General features: G+C 66.6%; 19 protein-coding genes and 1 tRNA gene. 19 read left to right on the top strand and 1 reads right to left on the bottom strand.

Annotation, left to right across the window (positions count from 1 at the left end; all coding sequences use genetic code 11):
- Positions 1–35 precede the first annotated feature (35 nt).
- The 12 genes from ACQP2Y_RS03735 to ACQP2Y_RS03680 all read left to right on the top strand — a co-directional run bounded on the left by ACQP2Y_RS03735 (position 36) and on the right by ACQP2Y_RS03680 (position 8,260).
- On the top strand, positions 36–962 hold the full coding sequence (locus ACQP2Y_RS03735; RefSeq protein ID WP_433724605.1) for a hypothetical protein: 927 nt from the start codon (positions 36–38) through the stop codon (positions 960–962).
- Between the two features lie 9 nt (positions 963–971).
- Positions 972–1,346, top strand: coding sequence for a hypothetical protein (locus ACQP2Y_RS03730; RefSeq protein WP_433724603.1), 375 nt, complete (start codon positions 972–974; stop codon positions 1,344–1,346).
- A gap of 68 nt (positions 1,347–1,414) precedes the next feature.
- Entirely contained in the window at positions 1,415–2,293 is an 879-nt protein-coding gene (locus ACQP2Y_RS03725) for an FtsK/SpoIIIE domain-containing protein (RefSeq protein WP_433731731.1), read from the top strand.
- A gap of 104 nt (positions 2,294–2,397) precedes the next feature.
- Entirely contained in the window at positions 2,398–2,829 is a 432-nt protein-coding gene (locus ACQP2Y_RS03720) for a DUF6197 family protein (protein WP_433724601.1), read from the top strand.
- Between the two features lie 2 nt (positions 2,830–2,831).
- Complete coding sequence (locus ACQP2Y_RS03715; protein ID WP_433731729.1) at positions 2,832–3,149, top strand: hypothetical protein; 318 nt, start codon at positions 2,832–2,834, stop codon at positions 3,147–3,149.
- A complete protein-coding gene (locus ACQP2Y_RS03710; RefSeq protein WP_433724599.1) occupies positions 3,146–3,559 on the top strand; it encodes an RRQRL motif-containing zinc-binding protein in 414 nt (137 codons plus the stop codon). Before ACQP2Y_RS03715 ends, ACQP2Y_RS03710 begins: the two co-directional genes overlap by 4 nt.
- A complete protein-coding gene (locus tag ACQP2Y_RS03705; protein WP_433724597.1) occupies positions 3,556–3,846 on the top strand; it encodes a hypothetical protein in 291 nt (96 codons plus the stop codon). Before ACQP2Y_RS03710 ends, ACQP2Y_RS03705 begins: the two co-directional genes overlap by 4 nt.
- Positions 3,843–4,541 carry a hypothetical protein gene (locus ACQP2Y_RS03700; protein ID WP_433724595.1) on the top strand — a complete coding sequence of 233 codons (699 nt, stop codon included), beginning with the start codon at positions 3,843–3,845 and terminating at the stop codon, positions 4,539–4,541. Before ACQP2Y_RS03705 ends, ACQP2Y_RS03700 begins: the two co-directional genes overlap by 4 nt.
- Positions 4,538–4,834 (top strand): hypothetical protein, encoded by a 297-nt coding sequence (locus tag ACQP2Y_RS03695; RefSeq protein ID WP_433724593.1) that lies wholly within the window; start codon positions 4,538–4,540, stop codon positions 4,832–4,834. Before ACQP2Y_RS03700 ends, ACQP2Y_RS03695 begins: the two co-directional genes overlap by 4 nt.
- The gene (locus ACQP2Y_RS03690) at positions 4,834–6,666 is read left to right on the top strand and encodes a replication initiator (protein WP_433724591.1); all 1,833 of its coding nucleotides are present in this window, start codon (positions 4,834–4,836) and stop codon (positions 6,664–6,666) included. The genes ACQP2Y_RS03695 and ACQP2Y_RS03690 overlap by 1 nt, the downstream gene beginning before the upstream one ends.
- A gap of 26 nt (positions 6,667–6,692) precedes the next feature.
- Positions 6,693–6,881, top strand: coding sequence for a helix-turn-helix transcriptional regulator (locus tag ACQP2Y_RS03685; protein WP_433724589.1), 189 nt, complete (start codon positions 6,693–6,695; stop codon positions 6,879–6,881).
- Positions 6,878–8,260 (top strand): tyrosine-type recombinase/integrase, encoded by a 1,383-nt coding sequence (locus ACQP2Y_RS03680; protein WP_433724587.1) that lies wholly within the window; start codon positions 6,878–6,880, stop codon positions 8,258–8,260. Before ACQP2Y_RS03685 ends, ACQP2Y_RS03680 begins: the two co-directional genes overlap by 4 nt.
- 220 nt (positions 8,261–8,480) lie before the next feature.
- Here ACQP2Y_RS03680 and ACQP2Y_RS03675 read toward each other — a convergent pair.
- A tRNA-Arg gene (locus tag ACQP2Y_RS03675) sits at positions 8,481–8,553 on the bottom strand.
- A gap of 662 nt (positions 8,554–9,215) precedes the next feature.
- On the opposite strand from ACQP2Y_RS03675, the gene ACQP2Y_RS03670 reads away from it, so the two are divergent.
- The 7 genes from ACQP2Y_RS03670 to ACQP2Y_RS03640 all read left to right on the top strand — a co-directional run bounded on the left by ACQP2Y_RS03670 (position 9,216) and on the right by ACQP2Y_RS03640 (position 15,610).
- On the top strand, positions 9,216–10,121 hold the full coding sequence (locus tag ACQP2Y_RS03670) for a radical SAM protein (RefSeq protein ID WP_433731727.1): 906 nt from the start codon (positions 9,216–9,218) through the stop codon (positions 10,119–10,121).
- Complete coding sequence (locus tag ACQP2Y_RS03665; protein WP_433724585.1) at positions 10,118–11,347, top strand: methionine adenosyltransferase; 1,230 nt, start codon at positions 10,118–10,120, stop codon at positions 11,345–11,347. The genes ACQP2Y_RS03670 and ACQP2Y_RS03665 overlap by 4 nt, the downstream gene beginning before the upstream one ends.
- Positions 11,348–11,451: 104 nt before the next feature.
- Positions 11,452–12,000, top strand: coding sequence for a class I SAM-dependent methyltransferase (locus tag ACQP2Y_RS03660; RefSeq protein ID WP_433724583.1), 549 nt, complete (start codon positions 11,452–11,454; stop codon positions 11,998–12,000).
- Positions 12,000–12,731, top strand: coding sequence for a phytanoyl-CoA dioxygenase family protein (locus tag ACQP2Y_RS03655; protein WP_433724581.1), 732 nt, complete (start codon positions 12,000–12,002; stop codon positions 12,729–12,731). Before ACQP2Y_RS03660 ends, ACQP2Y_RS03655 begins: the two co-directional genes overlap by 1 nt.
- A gap of 5 nt (positions 12,732–12,736) precedes the next feature.
- Entirely contained in the window at positions 12,737–13,666 is a 930-nt protein-coding gene (locus ACQP2Y_RS03650) for an NAD-dependent epimerase/dehydratase family protein (RefSeq protein WP_433724579.1), read from the top strand.
- A gap of 5 nt (positions 13,667–13,671) precedes the next feature.
- The gene (locus ACQP2Y_RS03645; RefSeq protein ID WP_433724577.1) at positions 13,672–14,304 is read left to right on the top strand and encodes an FkbM family methyltransferase; all 633 of its coding nucleotides are present in this window, start codon (positions 13,672–13,674) and stop codon (positions 14,302–14,304) included.
- Entirely contained in the window at positions 14,297–15,610 is a 1,314-nt protein-coding gene (locus tag ACQP2Y_RS03640) for a hypothetical protein (protein WP_433724575.1), read from the top strand. The genes ACQP2Y_RS03645 and ACQP2Y_RS03640 overlap by 8 nt, the downstream gene beginning before the upstream one ends.

Below are 15,610 nucleotides of genomic sequence, written 5' to 3'. Positions count from 1 at the left end.
TCCAACCCATCCACCCCCGAAAGGGAGGACGTGTCATGTCCAAATCTACCCCCCGACGCGGCTTCGGGAAACGCTCCGGAACGGTGACGGTCATCGAGGCCAAGGTCCACCGTTCGGCTGAACGCGACGCGCGGATGGCGTTCATCATCACCGCGATCGTCGTCTGGCTGATCGCCATGACGGTGGCCTCCGACCACATGCACCCAATTCTGGCGTTCATGCTCGGCGCGGTCATCGGCCTTATCACCGGTGGCATCGTCTGGACGATCGTGCGGATCTGGCCGGTTATCCGGCTCATCTGGTGGTGGACACCGGAAATCGGTACCGCTGTGCTGCTCACCTACGGGTGGATGCAGCTCGCCGACCACACCCCGGCGCCGGTCACCCTCGTGGTCCTGGCCCTGGTCGTCGGCATCCCCGCCGCCGTACCCCAGATCCGCCGGCGCATCGTCGCTGTCGTCTGGTGCGTCGTTGTGCGGCACCGGCTGCGGGTCTGCTTCTCCCAGTTCATCGTGGCGAACCAGTCCGGATCCCTGCCTCTGATCCTGTGGGCACGCCCAACCCCGGTCGGGGAACGCGTCTGGGTCTACCTGCGCCCTGGCCTGTCTCAGGCCGACCTCGTCGGCCGCCTCGACAAGATCGCTGTCACCTGCCACGCCTCCTCGGCGCTCATCGAGCGTGCTTCCGAGGGCAACGCCGCCTACCTGCGGTTCGACATCAAACGTCGTGAGGTCCTGAACCGTCAGGTCAACTCGCACCTGCCCAGCCTGGTCGACCCCGACATCACGGTGATGCCGCGTCAGCCCCAGACGGTCCCGACCGCCCTGGACCTGCCCGACGTACCCGCCGAGTCCAAACCGACCACCGCCGCGAAGACGGCCCCGTCAGCCAACGGCAGGAAGCCGGCTGCTTCCTCTGCCGCAGGCGCCGAGTCCGGCGACGACATTAACGACTGGATCTGAGGAGCCGTCATGAGCATCGACCTTTCCACCTTCGACCAGATCGAGCATCGGAACTGCCTGGCGGCCCGCGACGTCGCGCTGCACAGCGACCTGTACGTCCTGACCTACCTGTGCGGCAACCGCGAACTCGTCGCGCACCTGCTCGACGTCGCCGCCGACCTGATGATCAGCTCACAGACCTTGATCCTTCTGTACCTCACGGACGGCTACGACCCTGACCACAGCACCCAGCCTGGGTTGACTGAGGCGGAACGCCACCAGGTCATGACCGTGGCCTCGACGTGTGTCTACAACGCGGCCCTCTTCGTACAGGAAGCCCAGCGTCGCAAGGTCCGCCGCGCCAATGCCGGCTGGGACCCCATCACCGCACCACAAACCGCTTAACCCCGATCGGTACAGGGCGCCCCTTCTTGGACGCCCTGTACCCCAAGCGCGCCTTGGAGGCGACCACCATGACTGCGATCGCCCGCGACCCGCTCGGCACAGACCGGGTGCCTGTCGGGCCTGGCATGTCGATGTTCGACCCCATGTTCATCGGGATCGACGAATTCGGCGAACACGTCACCCTCGACGTCGTCTACCACAACCTGCTTGTCGCCGGAGAACCCGGCGGAGGCAAGTCCGGCCTCGTCAACGTCGCCGCCGCCACCGGTGCTCTGAGCGACAACACCCGCCTGGTGTGCTTCGACGCCAAACTCGTCGAACTCGGCCCCTGGCGTGACATCTCCGATGCGTTCATCGGCCCTGACCTCGATGAGGCCATCGTCGTGCTGCGGCGTCTGCTGACCGTCGCCATCAACCGTTACCAGTGGCTGCTGGCCCACCGCCGCCGCAAGGTCAGCCGCTACGACGGCCTGTCGACCATCCTCACCATCATCGACGAACTCGCGATGTTCTCCACCGTGCTTGGCACCGAAGCCCAGCAGAAGGAGTTCTCCACCCTGCTCCGCGGTCTCGTCTCCCTCGGCCGGGCCTGCGCCATGCCCGTCATCGCCGCGTCACAGCGGACCAGCTGGGACATCATCCCCGCCTCGCTGCGCGACCTGTTCGGCTATCGGTGCGCGTTCCGCTGTACCACCACCGGCAGCTCCGACGTCATCCTCGGCTCCGGCTGGGCCGAGCTCGGCTACACCGCTTCCGATATCAACCCCGAAAACCGGGGCGCCGCCTACCTGCTCGCCGAAGGCGGCACGCCCAAGCGCATCAAAGCCGCGTACCTGTCCGACGACGACATCTACAGCATCGCCGACTACGCCGACTGGATGCGCCGACCCTCTGGCATCACCGTCCCGGCCACCGGCCGCAGCGCCGACTGGCAGATGGCCGCCTGACCAGCACCACTGACAAGAGAGCCGACAGAACCCCACCAGCCGCCAAGCACAGCGGGTTCTGCCGGCCACCACCAACAGCCCCTCAACGAGAGGACGTGGCTGCCATGAAGGCTACCCACAACCAGTCCACCACCACCGTCATCGACCCGCAGATCACCCCGGCCGACCTGCTACGCGGTGCCGCCCTCTACCTGCAGCACTACGGCTGGACCCAGGGCGAACTCTTCGACTACCTCACCGCAGCGGCGTTCCCGCCCGCCTGCGCCATCGGCGCTCTCAACGCCGCCGCCTACGGCCGTTGCGTGCTCACCGCCGACGACGACACCGACGAGTCCGACGCCTGGGGCGTCCTGACCGCCCTGAGGGTCTTCGCCGCGTCCATCGAGCCTGACTACGACCCGTTCCAGACCAGCGCCATCGACGTCATCGGCGGCTGGAACGACGAGAAGGACCGGACCGTCGACGAGGTCGTCCAGGCGCTCACCGAAGCCGCCGACGACTGGGACACCGCCCACCCCACCGGTGGTGCCCGGTGAGCCTGACCGACGTCAATCACACCTTGACAATCCAGCCGTCCGGCAACAGCCGGCCTCCGCGGCCCCGCCGCCGCGACGTCGTCGAGAACGACGAATATGCCGCGTTCGCCCGTCGCATCATCCGCGCCTACGCCCGACGTGTCGCCACCGGCGACGTCGAAGCCCTCACCGACATGGTTGCGCTGTCCGCTCTGCTTGACGGCGCCATCGGCGAGGCGGTCATCGGCCTGCGTGCTCATGGCTACTCCTGGGCCGAGATCGGCGACCGGCTCGGTATCTCCCGCCAGGCCGCCCAGCAGCGCTGGGGAGACCGGCCATGACTGAGCTGCGTACTCCCGCCTTGGAATCGCTCGGACAACGCACCGGCATCCGGGTTGATTTCTACGACCCGCTCGGGACCCGCTACGGCTTCCCGACCTTCCCCTACCACTACGCCCCCGACAACCTGGCCACCCGACGCCAGCTCCGCGCCGCCGGTCTACGACCCGGCGGGCAACCCGTCGTCGCACAAATCCTTTGGCGGCATCGCCAACAGCGCCGCGTCGCCTACCTCTACCGCCGCGACCTCGCCGCACCCAAACGTGTCGCCACCCCGGCGCAGCGCGCCGTGATCGCCAAGATGCTGCTCGCCCGGCGCACCTGCCACCACTGCGGCATCACCCGGCCCTACTACATCCCTCGTTCGACCGGCGCATGCCTGATCTGCGAACCCGGAGGCGGAACCCGATGACCACACCTGTGCCTCACGACCAGGAAACCGCCGCCGCCTGCCCCTGGTGCATCGACGGCTTCACCCCGATGGGTGTTCACCCCGACCTGGGACCTGTCTTCCGCATGTGCCCCACCGATGACTGGTGCGACGTCTGCGGTGACTACGGCCTGTTCCCGGCCGACTTCATGCCCCTCGACGAGCGCATCAACGCGATGCTCTCGCTCGGCTTGGCCGCCGTCTGGTGCCCGAACTGCCTCGGCATCACCAGCGTCATCCCGCTGACCAACAACGGAGGCATCCGATGAGCACCATCAAGGCCCGGACGGAGAAGGTCGAGGGCCTGGTCCTCGTCGCCATCCTGCTTCTGGTCGCCGTCGCGGCCGGTGCCGCATCGTTCACCCACGTTCACGACTGGACGATGGACAACACCCCTGACGGCACACCCGGCTGGTTCGGCTGGGCCAACGCCGTCATCTCCGAACTCGTGCCCGTCGCCGCTCTGCTCACCATCCGGCGACGCCGTCGCAATAACGGCCCGATCGGCTATCCCCTCGCCCTGCTCATCGCCGCCGCAGGCCTCTCCCTGTCCGCGCAACTCGCGGTCGCCAAACCCGGCCCGTCCGGATGGCTGCTCTCTGCCGTGCCCGCTCTGGCATTCATGGCCCTGGTCAAACTCGTCCTGGCCCCTGCCCACCCCCCGGCGTCTCCCGCCGTCACCACCGACGAAACGGCCGTCATCACCGACGAAACGCCGGCCGTTGCGGCACCGGTCGCCCTCGACCCCGCGCCCCGGACGGAGCCCCCCGCTCATCTCATCTCGGTCGCTCGGTTCTCTGTCGTTCAGCACGAACAGACCACCGGGCAACCCATCACCGTCGACGAGCTCGCCGCTCGGATGAGCGTCACCCCGGCCATCGCCGGACAACTCCTCGCCACGGTCAAACCCGGCCACCAGGCCCCGATCAACGGGAACACGCCCGTCCTCGGCGGTGTCCGATGACCTTCGTCCACGTCGACGTCCTTCACCGCACCCACACCTGTCCCGCCGACCCGGAACCGCACCCCTACGACACCTGGCGCCGCATCGTCGTCATCGTCGACGGAGGCCCCTGCCGCAAGCCGGTCACCATCCGGTCCGGCAATACCACCGCGACCATCGCGTGCGGCCGTCATGAACCGGCTGCACGGCAGTGCCCGGCCTGCCGGGTCACCGTCATCGAGCACTCGGTCACCGCGACCTTCACCGGCCATCACGGCCCGCAGCATCCGACCACCACCGGAATTGCTGCCTGATGAGTTCGACGCTGGACCTCGCATCCCGGGAGCAGTCTGCCCGGGGTGCGGGATCGAACACCGAAACCATCACCTCCGCCTGGGCGCAGCCCGACCCGTCCTACACCGCCGCCGGGCAAGCCCTTGCCCGTGCCGCACGACCGGACTACTTCGCCTGGCTCGAACACGTCAAAGCCGCAGCGGGATGTACCCGCCCGATCCGCCTGTCCGGGTCCCTGTCCACGGTCGAGGCCATGACCGGACGGCTCCTGAACGACCGGCACACCGACGCGCTGCCCGACGCTGCGGTCTACAAGGCCTGCGGGAACCGTCGCGCCACTGTCTGCCCGTCTTGCGCGCAGACCTACCAGCGCGACGCCTACCAGCTGCTACGCGCCGGACTCGTCGGCGGCAAAGGCGTCCCAGCGACCGTGGCAGCGCATCCGGCCGTGTTCGTCACCTTCACCGCGCCCTCGTTCGGCACTGTCCACAATCGCATCGTCCGCAGGCACACCTGCGCCGACCGGCGCCGCTGCGACTGCCGCGCCGAACCCTGCCACGCTCGCCGTGACACCGGCACCTGCACGCACGGACAGCCGGCGGTCTGCTGGGCCCGTCACGAGCACGGCGATCCGATCCTCGGGCAACCGCTGTGTCTCGACTGCTACGACCACGACCACCAGGCCGTGTTCAACCTGTTCGCCCCTGAGCTGTGGCACCGCACCAAACAAGCCGCCGAACGGTCCTTGAGGAAGCTGTGCCGACGGCGGGGTATCCCCTTCCATCCCGTCGTGTCGGCCAACGGAAAGGTCACCTACAAGGCCCCGCTCAGGCTCTCGCCCGGCAAGGTCGCCGAGATGCAACGCCGAGGAGCGGTCCACTTCCACGCCCTGATCCGTCTTGACGGCGTCAACCCCCACGACCCAGCCGACATCGTCGCGCCACCGGCCGGGATCGGCCTCGACGACCTCGTCGACGCCATTGCCCAGGCCGCCCACGACATCGCCTTCACCACGCCACCACATCCCGACCGGCCCGACGGCTGGCCAATCGCCTGGGGAGACGAAGGCAAAGACCGGCACGCAGACATCCGTCCCATCTCTCTCACAGGAGACGGCAACGTCACAGACGGCATGGTCGCGGGCTACCTTGCCAAGTACGCCACCAAGAGCACCGAGGCAACCGGGCACACCTCCACCCGCATCACACCGGACAACGTCGACCAGTACGCCGACCCTGCCGGGGAACATGTCGCCCGCCTCATCGACGCCTGTTGGCACCTTGGCCGCGCCACTCACATACCGGCTTTACTGACCGGCAGGCCCAACGCCTACCCCATTCCCGGGGACCGGCTCACCCCCTTCGACACTCCTTGGACGTGTCAGGACTGCCGCACCCGCACCCGCTATGCCGCCTGCCCCGTCTGCGTCGCGGAACGTCAAGCCAGCCTTGACACTGAACCGGCCAGCACGAGCAATCCCAACCCGTATGCCCGGCTCCGCCGGTGGGCCCACATGCTCGGCTTCGGCGGCCACTTCCTCACCAAGGCTCGCCGCTACTCCACCACCTTCGGTGAACTCCGCGCCGCGCGTATCGCCTACCGCCGTCACGAGCCTCAGGCGTTGGCAGACCCTCACCCTCACGCGGTCACCGCCGCCGAGCACCTTGAGCCGGAGACGACGCTGCTCGTCGGCACCCTCACTTTCGCCGGAGTCGGCTGGCACAACCACGGTGACGCCCTGCTCGCCAACACCGCCGCCGCACTGGCCCGCGCCCGACAACAGGCCGGACACGAAGAGATCGCCCACGAACTCGGAAGCTTCATCACCGGCGCTCAGCCGGTCGCCGCATGACTCAGATCGGAGAAAGGTATTTGACGGTGGACAACGACCTACTGACGGTGCGGGAGGTGCTTGACGTCCTGCACAACGTTTCGCGACGGACGTTCTACCGCTGGCGCGAGCTGGGAATCGCCCCGACCTGCGTGCGACTGCCCAACGGCGAACTACGCGTCTACCGGCGAGATCTGCAGGAATGGATCGACCGTCACCGCGAGGCGGCAGCATGAAGTCCCGCAACGTTCGGGTCCGGGCCATCCAGATCAACACCCTTGCCCGGCGGAAGAAGTCGTACACGGTGCGATGGGTCGTCGAGAACGACCCCCGCTCACGGACGTTCTCGACGCGCGCCCTGGCCGACAACTTCCGGTCGGATCTGATGCAGGCCATCAACCGCGGCGAGGCGTTCGACACGGACACTGGTCTGCCTGACTCGCTCGTGCCAACCCCTGAGGGTGTCAGCTGGCTGTCGTTCGTCCGGCGCTACCTGGACATGAAGTGGCCGCACGCTGCGGCCAAGTCCCGCGACAGCCTGACCGAGTCACTCGCCACCGTGACCCCTGTTCTCGTCCGCGACGTTGCCGGGCGGCCTGATCCGACGTTGCTGCGCCGAGCGTTGCGACGGCACGAACTCCTTCCCGAGTCCCAGCAGGTCGAACGACCGGCCGACATCGCGGCAGCGCTGCGCTGGTTGCAGACAGCGTCGCTTCCGCTGTCCGAGCTGAACGATCCCGTCGTCATCCGGCCCGCTCTCGACGCCCTCGCCGCGCAGCTGGACGGCCGACCCGCTGCCGCCACGACAGCCAGACGCAAACGTGCGGTCTTCTACAACGTCCTGCAATACGCGGTCGAGCTGGAACTCCTCGACTACAACCCGGTCGACAAGCTCCGCGTACGGTCGGTGCGGCACAAGGTCACCGCAGAGGTTGACCGCCGCGTTGTGGTCAATCCACGCCAAGCGCGGGAGCTGCTCGTGGCCGTCACCTACGTCGGCGCACGGGGCAAACAGAGCCGACGCGGTGAGCGGCTGCGGGCCTTCTTCGCCTGCCTCTACTTCGCCAGTCTCCGCCCCGGCGAGGCAGTCGATCTGCGCGAAGTCAATTGCAAGCTCCCCGAGTCGGGCTGGGGGCTCATCACGGTGGAACGGTCCCGCCCTTCGGCGGGCAAGCGCTACACCGACAGCGGCGACGTCCATGACGATCGTGGTCTCAAGCATCGCGGTCAGCAGGAAGCCCGCGACGTGCCGATCCCTCCCGAGCTGGTCGCCATCCTGCGCGAGCATCTCGACCGCTTCGGCGTCGACGACCAAGGCCGGCTGTTCCGCAGCCCGCGCGGCAATGTCGTGGGCGCATCGACCTACTCGCGGGTCTGGGAGGCAGCACGCGCTATCGCTCTGCCGCCCGATCGGCTCGCCTCGCCCCTTGCTGGTCGGCCCTACGACCTGCGCCACGCCGGTGTGTCCCTCTGGCTCAATGCCGGGGTCCCCGCGACCGATGTCGCCGAGCGTGCCGGCCACTCGGTCGATGTCCTGCTCAAGGTCTACGCCAAGTGCCTCGACGGCGACCGGAGCCGGATGAACGCCCGGATCGATGACGCCCTGGACGGGTGAAGCAGCCGGTAAGGTCATGAGGGTCGTAGCCGTTGCGCTGCGGCCCTCTTTGCATGGCATGACCTGCGGAAACAGAGCCAAGATCCATTGCACGTATTTTGCAGGACTGGCGACAAACGGCCGCTTTCAGTGGCACATAGTTGCACACGGTGACCGGCCGCAGGTCATCGATCAAACTCTGTTTGTGCTGCTCAGCGACTGTTTCCGCTGGTGGTGAAGGTGCCCCCGGTAGGAATCGAACCTACGACACACGGTTTAGGAAACCGATGCTCTATCCCCTGAGCTACGAGGGCCTACGGCCCATATCGTACCGACCTGGGGATATCCACGAGTGCCCGGGCGTCCCGTCGGGTGCCAATCGGTGCCACTGGGTACGCCGGCAGCGGCTCCGTCGCTGGTCGGAGGACATGCGGAGCAAATTTCGCGCACATGCGGCCAGCGTGCCCAGCGGTGACTTCGGGTGCCCAGCGCTGATCTCGGGTGTTACCCGCTCGCCGAGCATATCCAGAGCGTTCGCGATGTCTCTTGAGCTGGGAAAACGTCTTCCGCCGTCGACTTGACCTCCGTGAGAGGTCACGCGACTGTTCGTGCACCGGTACCGCGGGGTGCGCCTCCCGCGGCAGCGTCGCCGGGCATCTCGCGCACGAGGTGCCCGGCGCGTGGCGTTCCGGGGGACGGTGGTGAAAGCCGGGTCGCCCCGGCTCTACCCGACATCGCGGGCGACCGAAGGTGCGCCTCGACATTGAAGCCCCTGACGCCGTCCAGTGACAAGACCGCTTACATAAGTCGATCCCCGGTGTCGCGAAGCAAGGGAACACGAAGCTAGGGATCACGGTGAACCCCCGCCATGAGCTGACCAACGTCCTGGTCGAGCGGCGAAGGTAAAGATCGGCCGTCATCGAAGTAATCGACTCGGTGGCCGTCTCTTGGAGGTGGAGCCGTGCGCGTATCAGCAATGACCTCGGATCCCGCACCGTGGGAGTGGGAGTTCGACTGGCATCTGACCAATCGGTGCAACTTTTTCTGCGAGTACTGCCATCCGCAAATCCGGTATGTCCTGAACAAGAAGCACCTGACCGAGCCGCCGCCCGAGTTGGTGGTGCGGCGCTTCGAAGAGCTCGGCCGGACGTGCCTAGTGCACATGTCCGGCGGGGAGCCATTCCTGTTCCCCGGGTTCGCGGACCTGTGCGCCGGGTTGACTCGCCGTAACTGGATCAGCATCAACACGAATCTGGCGTCGCCCGACCTCGTGGCCGAGTTCGCCGCAAATGCAGACCCGACGCGGGTGGCGAAGATCGTGGCGGCTCTGCACGTGCCGGAGAGAGAGCGGCTTGTCCTGCCGCTCGAGACATACGCCGAATCGTTTCGAATTCTCCGCTCAGCGGGCTTCGACGTGGTTGCGCTCTACGTGCTGTACCCGCCGCTGCTCCCTCGGCTGCGCGAGGACCTCGCCGCGCTGGACGCGCTCGGCGTGGAGCCGTTACGCGCGAAGGTCTTCAAGGGCGTGTACGACGGCCGGCGCTATCCGGAGGGGTACACCGACGAGGAGCGCGAGCTGATCCTGGCCAACTCGGGTGATTACGTTTTCAACCGGCCGTATCTCGACGGAAAGCTCGCCTTCCCCGGCGAGAGCTGTACCGCCGGGATGACCTCGTTCAAGGTCACCGTGACCGGCGACGTTCGCCGCTGTGCATCGGTGCCGACCGGCTACGGAAATCTCTACGACGGCACCTTCCAGCCGGCGGAGTTGGCCGACGGCTGTCCCGCCCGGCGGGTGCTCGTGCTCTCGCAGTGCCTCGCGTATCTAGTTGATCCGCCCACTCACGCGAGCGCCCCAGCCGGACAGGAGGCCAAAGCATGAAGCTCGTATGGAGCCTCGGGGCGATTCACCCAGACCGGACTGCGTTCGACGTGGCGGAACGCAAGGGAATCGGGCACCCCGACAGCCTCGCGGATCTCGTCGCTGACACCTTCTCGCAGCGTTTCGCCCTGTTCTGCCAGAACAGGTTCGGCGTGGTGCCGAACCACTGGGTCGACAAGGTCAACCTGGTCGGGGCCGCGGCTGAGGTCTGGTTCGGCGGCTACCAGATCCGCAAGCCGATCGACTGCTACCTGTTCGGCAAGATCACCACGCAGGTCGACGGCGTCGAGCTGCCGATTGCGGAACTGTTCGACGAGGTGCTTCGCACCGTATTGGTCGAGACGCTCGGCGATGAGACGGTTCTCGATTACTTAGGCGTTCACGTCAACAACACTGCCGGTGTTGCTGTCGACCATGACGAGCAGTTCTACCGGCCCCGTACGGTCGCGGCCGTTCACCGGATCCTGGCTGACGAGTCCGTCGCTAACGACACGGTCTTGTGCGCTGGCAGCGGACCGTCAGGCGTAGCGGCGGATGCCGCGGTGTGGTTGGAATCGCTGTTGACCAGCAGCGAGTTTCGCGCCCGATACGACACCGGCACGGACGTGAAGGTCATGGTGGTGCGAGCCGGCGACGAACTGGACGTGACCGCTGCCGTGCCGTTCCATCCGGGCCGGGTCACCGGCTGGGCGGACTACCGGGAGCAACTGGACGGAATCCGGGATGACCTCGGAACACAGCTGAAGGCCTTCATCGAAGAGTTGCCCGTGGAAATCAGCGGGGTTCGCGTGCACCTCAACACGAAGGACACCCCGGGTCGGGGCTATCTGACTCCCTTCGGCACGTCGCTCGGCAAGGGCGACTGCGGGGCGGTGGGCCGCGGGAACCGCTACAACGGCGTCATCGAACCTTTGCGTCCGGCGAGCGGCGAGGCACCCGCCGGCAAGAACCCGCTGCATCACGTCGGCAAGATCTACACGGCAGTGGCCGACGATCTCGCCCGGCGGCTTTTCGCCGAACTGGGTGTCTACGCCGAGGTCATCATCGCGGCGCGCAACGGAGGCAAGCTGGATGAGCCGGCCTACGTCCTGATCCGGAGCGACGCGCCTGCCGGCGCTGCGGGAGAGGCGATCGTCCGTGAGCTGGTTGGCACGTCAACCGACTATCACCGGCGTTTCCTGTCCGGCGACCCCATCTCGCGCTTCCGAGGACGGCTGCCAAAGTGAGGGCCATACCGCTGGATGACGTACACGTTCGTCACCTTGAGGACCTCCGGACTCGTCATGCCGCGATAGACGCGCAGGGACTGCGCCTGGGCGACACGTACGTGATGTTCTTCGCCGAGAGCGGCCTCATGGCCGAGCACGCCCGCCACCTCATCGCTGATCGTGCCTCAGCACGAGTGCTCGAAGTCGGCCTTGGACTGGGCGTGTTCGCCGAGCAACTCGCGCCCTACCAGCCCGGCGCCTACGTGGCGGTGGAGCCGCACGCTGGTGTGGTCCGCCTTGTTGCCCCGCGGATCAGATCCGCGTTGAGATGCGAGGTCGCCGTCCTCGTGCAGCCGTGGCAGTCGTTGGAACTGCCCGCGTCGAGCGTCGACGCGATCATGTACGACACCTGGCCGCCTGAAGGGCACGCGGACGCCGACTTCACGAGGTTCGTCGAGCGCGTGGCCGCGCCGATGCTGCGCCCCGGTGGCCGGTTCAGCTTCTTCCACAGCGGGACACGGCTCCCGGAGGCACGCGCCCGCACCTTGGACCAGCACTTCCCCGGATGGGTGGCCCACCCTCACCGATTACCACCCGACGCTTTGCCGGCGGCGTGGGCCAAGCCCACGGCCGACTTCCTCGTACCGATCGCGGTGAAGGGAAATTCTTGATGCGTACCTTGCGGACTGACACCAGCCTCCAAGAAAGGTTCGAGGAAGGCGGCTACATCGTCCTTCCGGGCGCTCTGGATCCAGCGACAGTGGCAGGCCTACGGGAGGCGGCGCGATTCGCGTTCGAACGAGTCGTGGGGACCACGATCGCCGAGCGGGCGACGCACCCGCGACTGACCTGGTGGCGATTGCCGGACGGCCGACCGTACGTCTTCAAAATCAAGCCGGTCGCCGATCTGGCGGAAACGTTCGTCGAAATGGCGTCCAGCCCGCTGCTCGTCGACCTTGCGACCATGCTTCTCGGCAGCCGAGCGACCCTGATGGAGGACAAAGTCACCTACAAGACGGCGCTGGACATCGAGGCACCCTGGGCAAACCTCCCGGTTCTCGGCGAGGAGGTTCGCAAGCACTCGGACGCGGCCTACTTCGAGTCACGCGGCTTCAGCCGGGTCCTGACCGTCGCGCTCTGCCTTGACGACTGCCCCGCCGAAGCCGGAGCACTGCGGGTCTGGCCGGGAAGCCACCGCGCCATCATCGAGCACGTGCCCACAGCCGAGCAGGGGCCTGTCGTGCCTGACGAGTCACTTCCGGACTTCGCGGCGGTCACCCTGACCGGGGAAGCCGGAACCGTGCTTGCTTGGGATTCAGCCTTGGTGCACGCCAGTGGCCCGAACCAGACGACCAAACCTCGGCGCCTTCTCGTACTGGGGTACACCGCCGGTGGCCACTGATGGGAATGCGGGTTCTGGTGATCGGCGGGACTGGCTTCATCGGCGGCCATATCGCAACCGCCTGTCTTGAGCGTGGACACGAGGTAACCGTGTTCAACCGAGGGCATCACCCCACGCCGGCCAATGCGGCAACTATCGTCGGCGATCGCCGACATCCCAGTCCCGCTGCGCGCGTTGCTCTGGCGACCGGGTGGGACGCGGTCATCGACACCTGCGCCTATTCGGCTGCCGACATGGCCGGGGCCGTCTCCGCACGCCGATACGTACTGCTGTCCACCTGCGGCGTCTACCAGGCAACCGACCTTGGCGAGATCGCGAACGAGGATGTACCTGTCGACCAATGCGGTTCAGCAGGCGGCAAGCTTGATTGCGAACGAATCGCTGCCCGGCTGTCTGCCGAGTGCCTGATCATCCGGCTCGGCGTGGTCACAGGTCCGGGTGACCCGTCCGGACGTACAGCGTATTGGTTTGAACGGTGCCTGAGCAGCCGTGACGTTCTCGTGCCGGTCAAGCCGGAACAGCCGGTGCAGCTTGCCGACGTTCGTGACGTCGCGGCTTTTCTCGCGGATGCGCTCCGGTCCGGGCTGGCGGGCGTGGTCAACGTCGCGGGCCCGGTCACCTCGTTCGCTAACTTCATTCGCCTGGTCGTAGCGGCGACTCGAAGGGAACCTCGTCTGCATTGGCTACCTGAAGAAACCGTACTCGGTGCGGGCGTTCAGCCGTGGCGAGACGTGCCGCTGTGGCTGCCGGAAGGACATCCATTCCGCGCGCACATGCGGACCGGGACCGACCGAGCGAATCGTGCTGGTCTCGTGACGCGTACGGCTTCCACGACGATCGAGGACCTCGCGCAATGGCACGGGAGCACACGTCGCTGGCATTCGGATTGGCTGCCGTGGGAACGCGAGCAGACGATCCTCGCCGAGAGGGGTTGATCTGCATGCTTCCCTACACGGAACCTGCCCCGTACTTCGGCCAGTGGGGCGAGGATCGCTGGCTGGCTGAGCACCTCGGCGTCCCGCGGACCGGCGTCTTCGTCGATGTCGGCGCAGGCGACGGAATCCGTGGCAGCAACAGCCTGTACTTCGAGGAACGCGGCTGGACTGGTCTATGCGTCGACCCTGAACCACGTAATGAGGCTGGCCTCGCCCGACGCCGATGCCGAGTCCAGACGTGCGCGGTCGCCAGCCGCCCCGGGCTACGAACGTTCAGCATGTTCGATGTGAAGCCGTCGTGGTCCGGACTCGGCAAGCGCGGCGCCGGCTACACCACGAAGAACGTCCACTGCCGTACCCTCGAGGACCTGGTCCTCGAGGCGGAGATCGAGCGAATCGACCTGCTCAGCATCGACGTCGAGGGCGACGAAATAGACGTGTGGTCGTCGCTCGACGTCAACCGCCACCTCCCCTGCATCGTGATCGTCGAGTTCGACGACAAACACCCGAGCCGAACCACCGACAGACTTCGCCAATGCCTTGGCGTTGAGCGATACGAACTGCTGCATCGGACGCCCGCGAACTTGATTTTCCGTGGTCGAGACGCCCTCAGCCGGCGGAGGTGGCCTGATGATTGAGGACCTCACCACCACTGTCTCCGGCGTACTGAGGAAATGTGTCGCCGGAAAGAAGGCCGTAGTGTTCTGCTCGCAGCAGGTGGATGTTCCTGAGTGGCGGCAGTTGTTGAGTGCATCCGGTGCGGCCGACTCGCTCGTGCTGCCGTTCGACGGCGCTCCGCTGGCCGGCATGATTACGTCGATGCCAAGCCGCAGCGCTGCGCAATTGCTTGCCGCGCGGCATGCCCTGCTCGCGACTCTGGCCAAGGCGTCTCCCCTGACCCGACTGGTCAGCACCTTCGATCCTGCCGAACAAGCAGTTCTTATAGTGACCGATCCGCTCGACCCCCAGGTGCTTGGAAGACGAGCCCAGCTTGGCGCCAAACACCCAAGTTGGGCTCTCGCCGAGCACAAGAGCGTCGTTGACACCCTCTGGGACGCCATGGGAGTAGAACGGGCCGAGTCGGTTGTTCTCGACCAGCCGGGAACGTTGATCGATCACGCCGCCATGGCGGCATTGACGGTGTCGTCGTGGCAGCGCCGCGGAACCACGCCGACGGCCGGTGGAGACGGTGTATCGACCTGCTTTCGGCCTGGCCAGAAAGGGCATTTTCGGGTACGCATCATGCCGCGGCTCGCCGGAATGCCTTGTCGTCTACATGGCCTGATTAGCAGTGATTCTACGGTGGCCTTCACTCCGCTGGAACTGCTGGTCGTCCATCAGGTCTCGTCGGGCTCTTACCTGCCGCTCGGGGCGTGCCCTGTGGATGAGCCGGAGCGGGCAGAGCTCATCGCGATGACCCGACATCTCGGCAGCGGGCTACGTCAGCAGCTCGCGTATCGGGGAGGCTTTTCCGTTGACGGCATTCTGACGTCGGGCGGGTTCCGTCCCACTGACTTCAACGGGCGAGTCACTTCAGCGCTGGAGCACGTGCCGCCACCGCAAAGGGTCGCCGTGCACGTGTCCGCAGTGCTGGCTCGCGCCGGACTAGCCGACCTGCCTGCCCAAGCGCTGGGCGAGCACGTTGATCGAGCTTTCCACGGCGTGGACGAACTGTTACTCCGCGCGCCACTGTCCGGCAGGGCCACTGAGACCGGGCAGGTGGCGGTCCGTTGGAGCGGCACGACTCTGGTGACGGCACCCGATCGTCGCTCACAGGGCGAACTCCGGGTAGGTGCCGGATCTCGCGGCACGATCCTGACCGCAAGACTCCGGCGTACCGTCCTACCGGCCACTTTGAGCTACCAGTCTGTCGCCATCGCGGTTTTTGGAGCGGCGGACAGACTACTCGGGACAGGCTTCGGGCAGTTGGAGCCACCCGATTAG

The organism is Actinoplanes sp. CA-051413 (assembly GCF_050955795.1).
Classification (GTDB): Bacteria; Actinomycetota; Actinomycetes; order Mycobacteriales; family Micromonosporaceae; genus Actinoplanes.
This window is presented reverse-complemented; position numbering and strand designations above follow the sequence as displayed.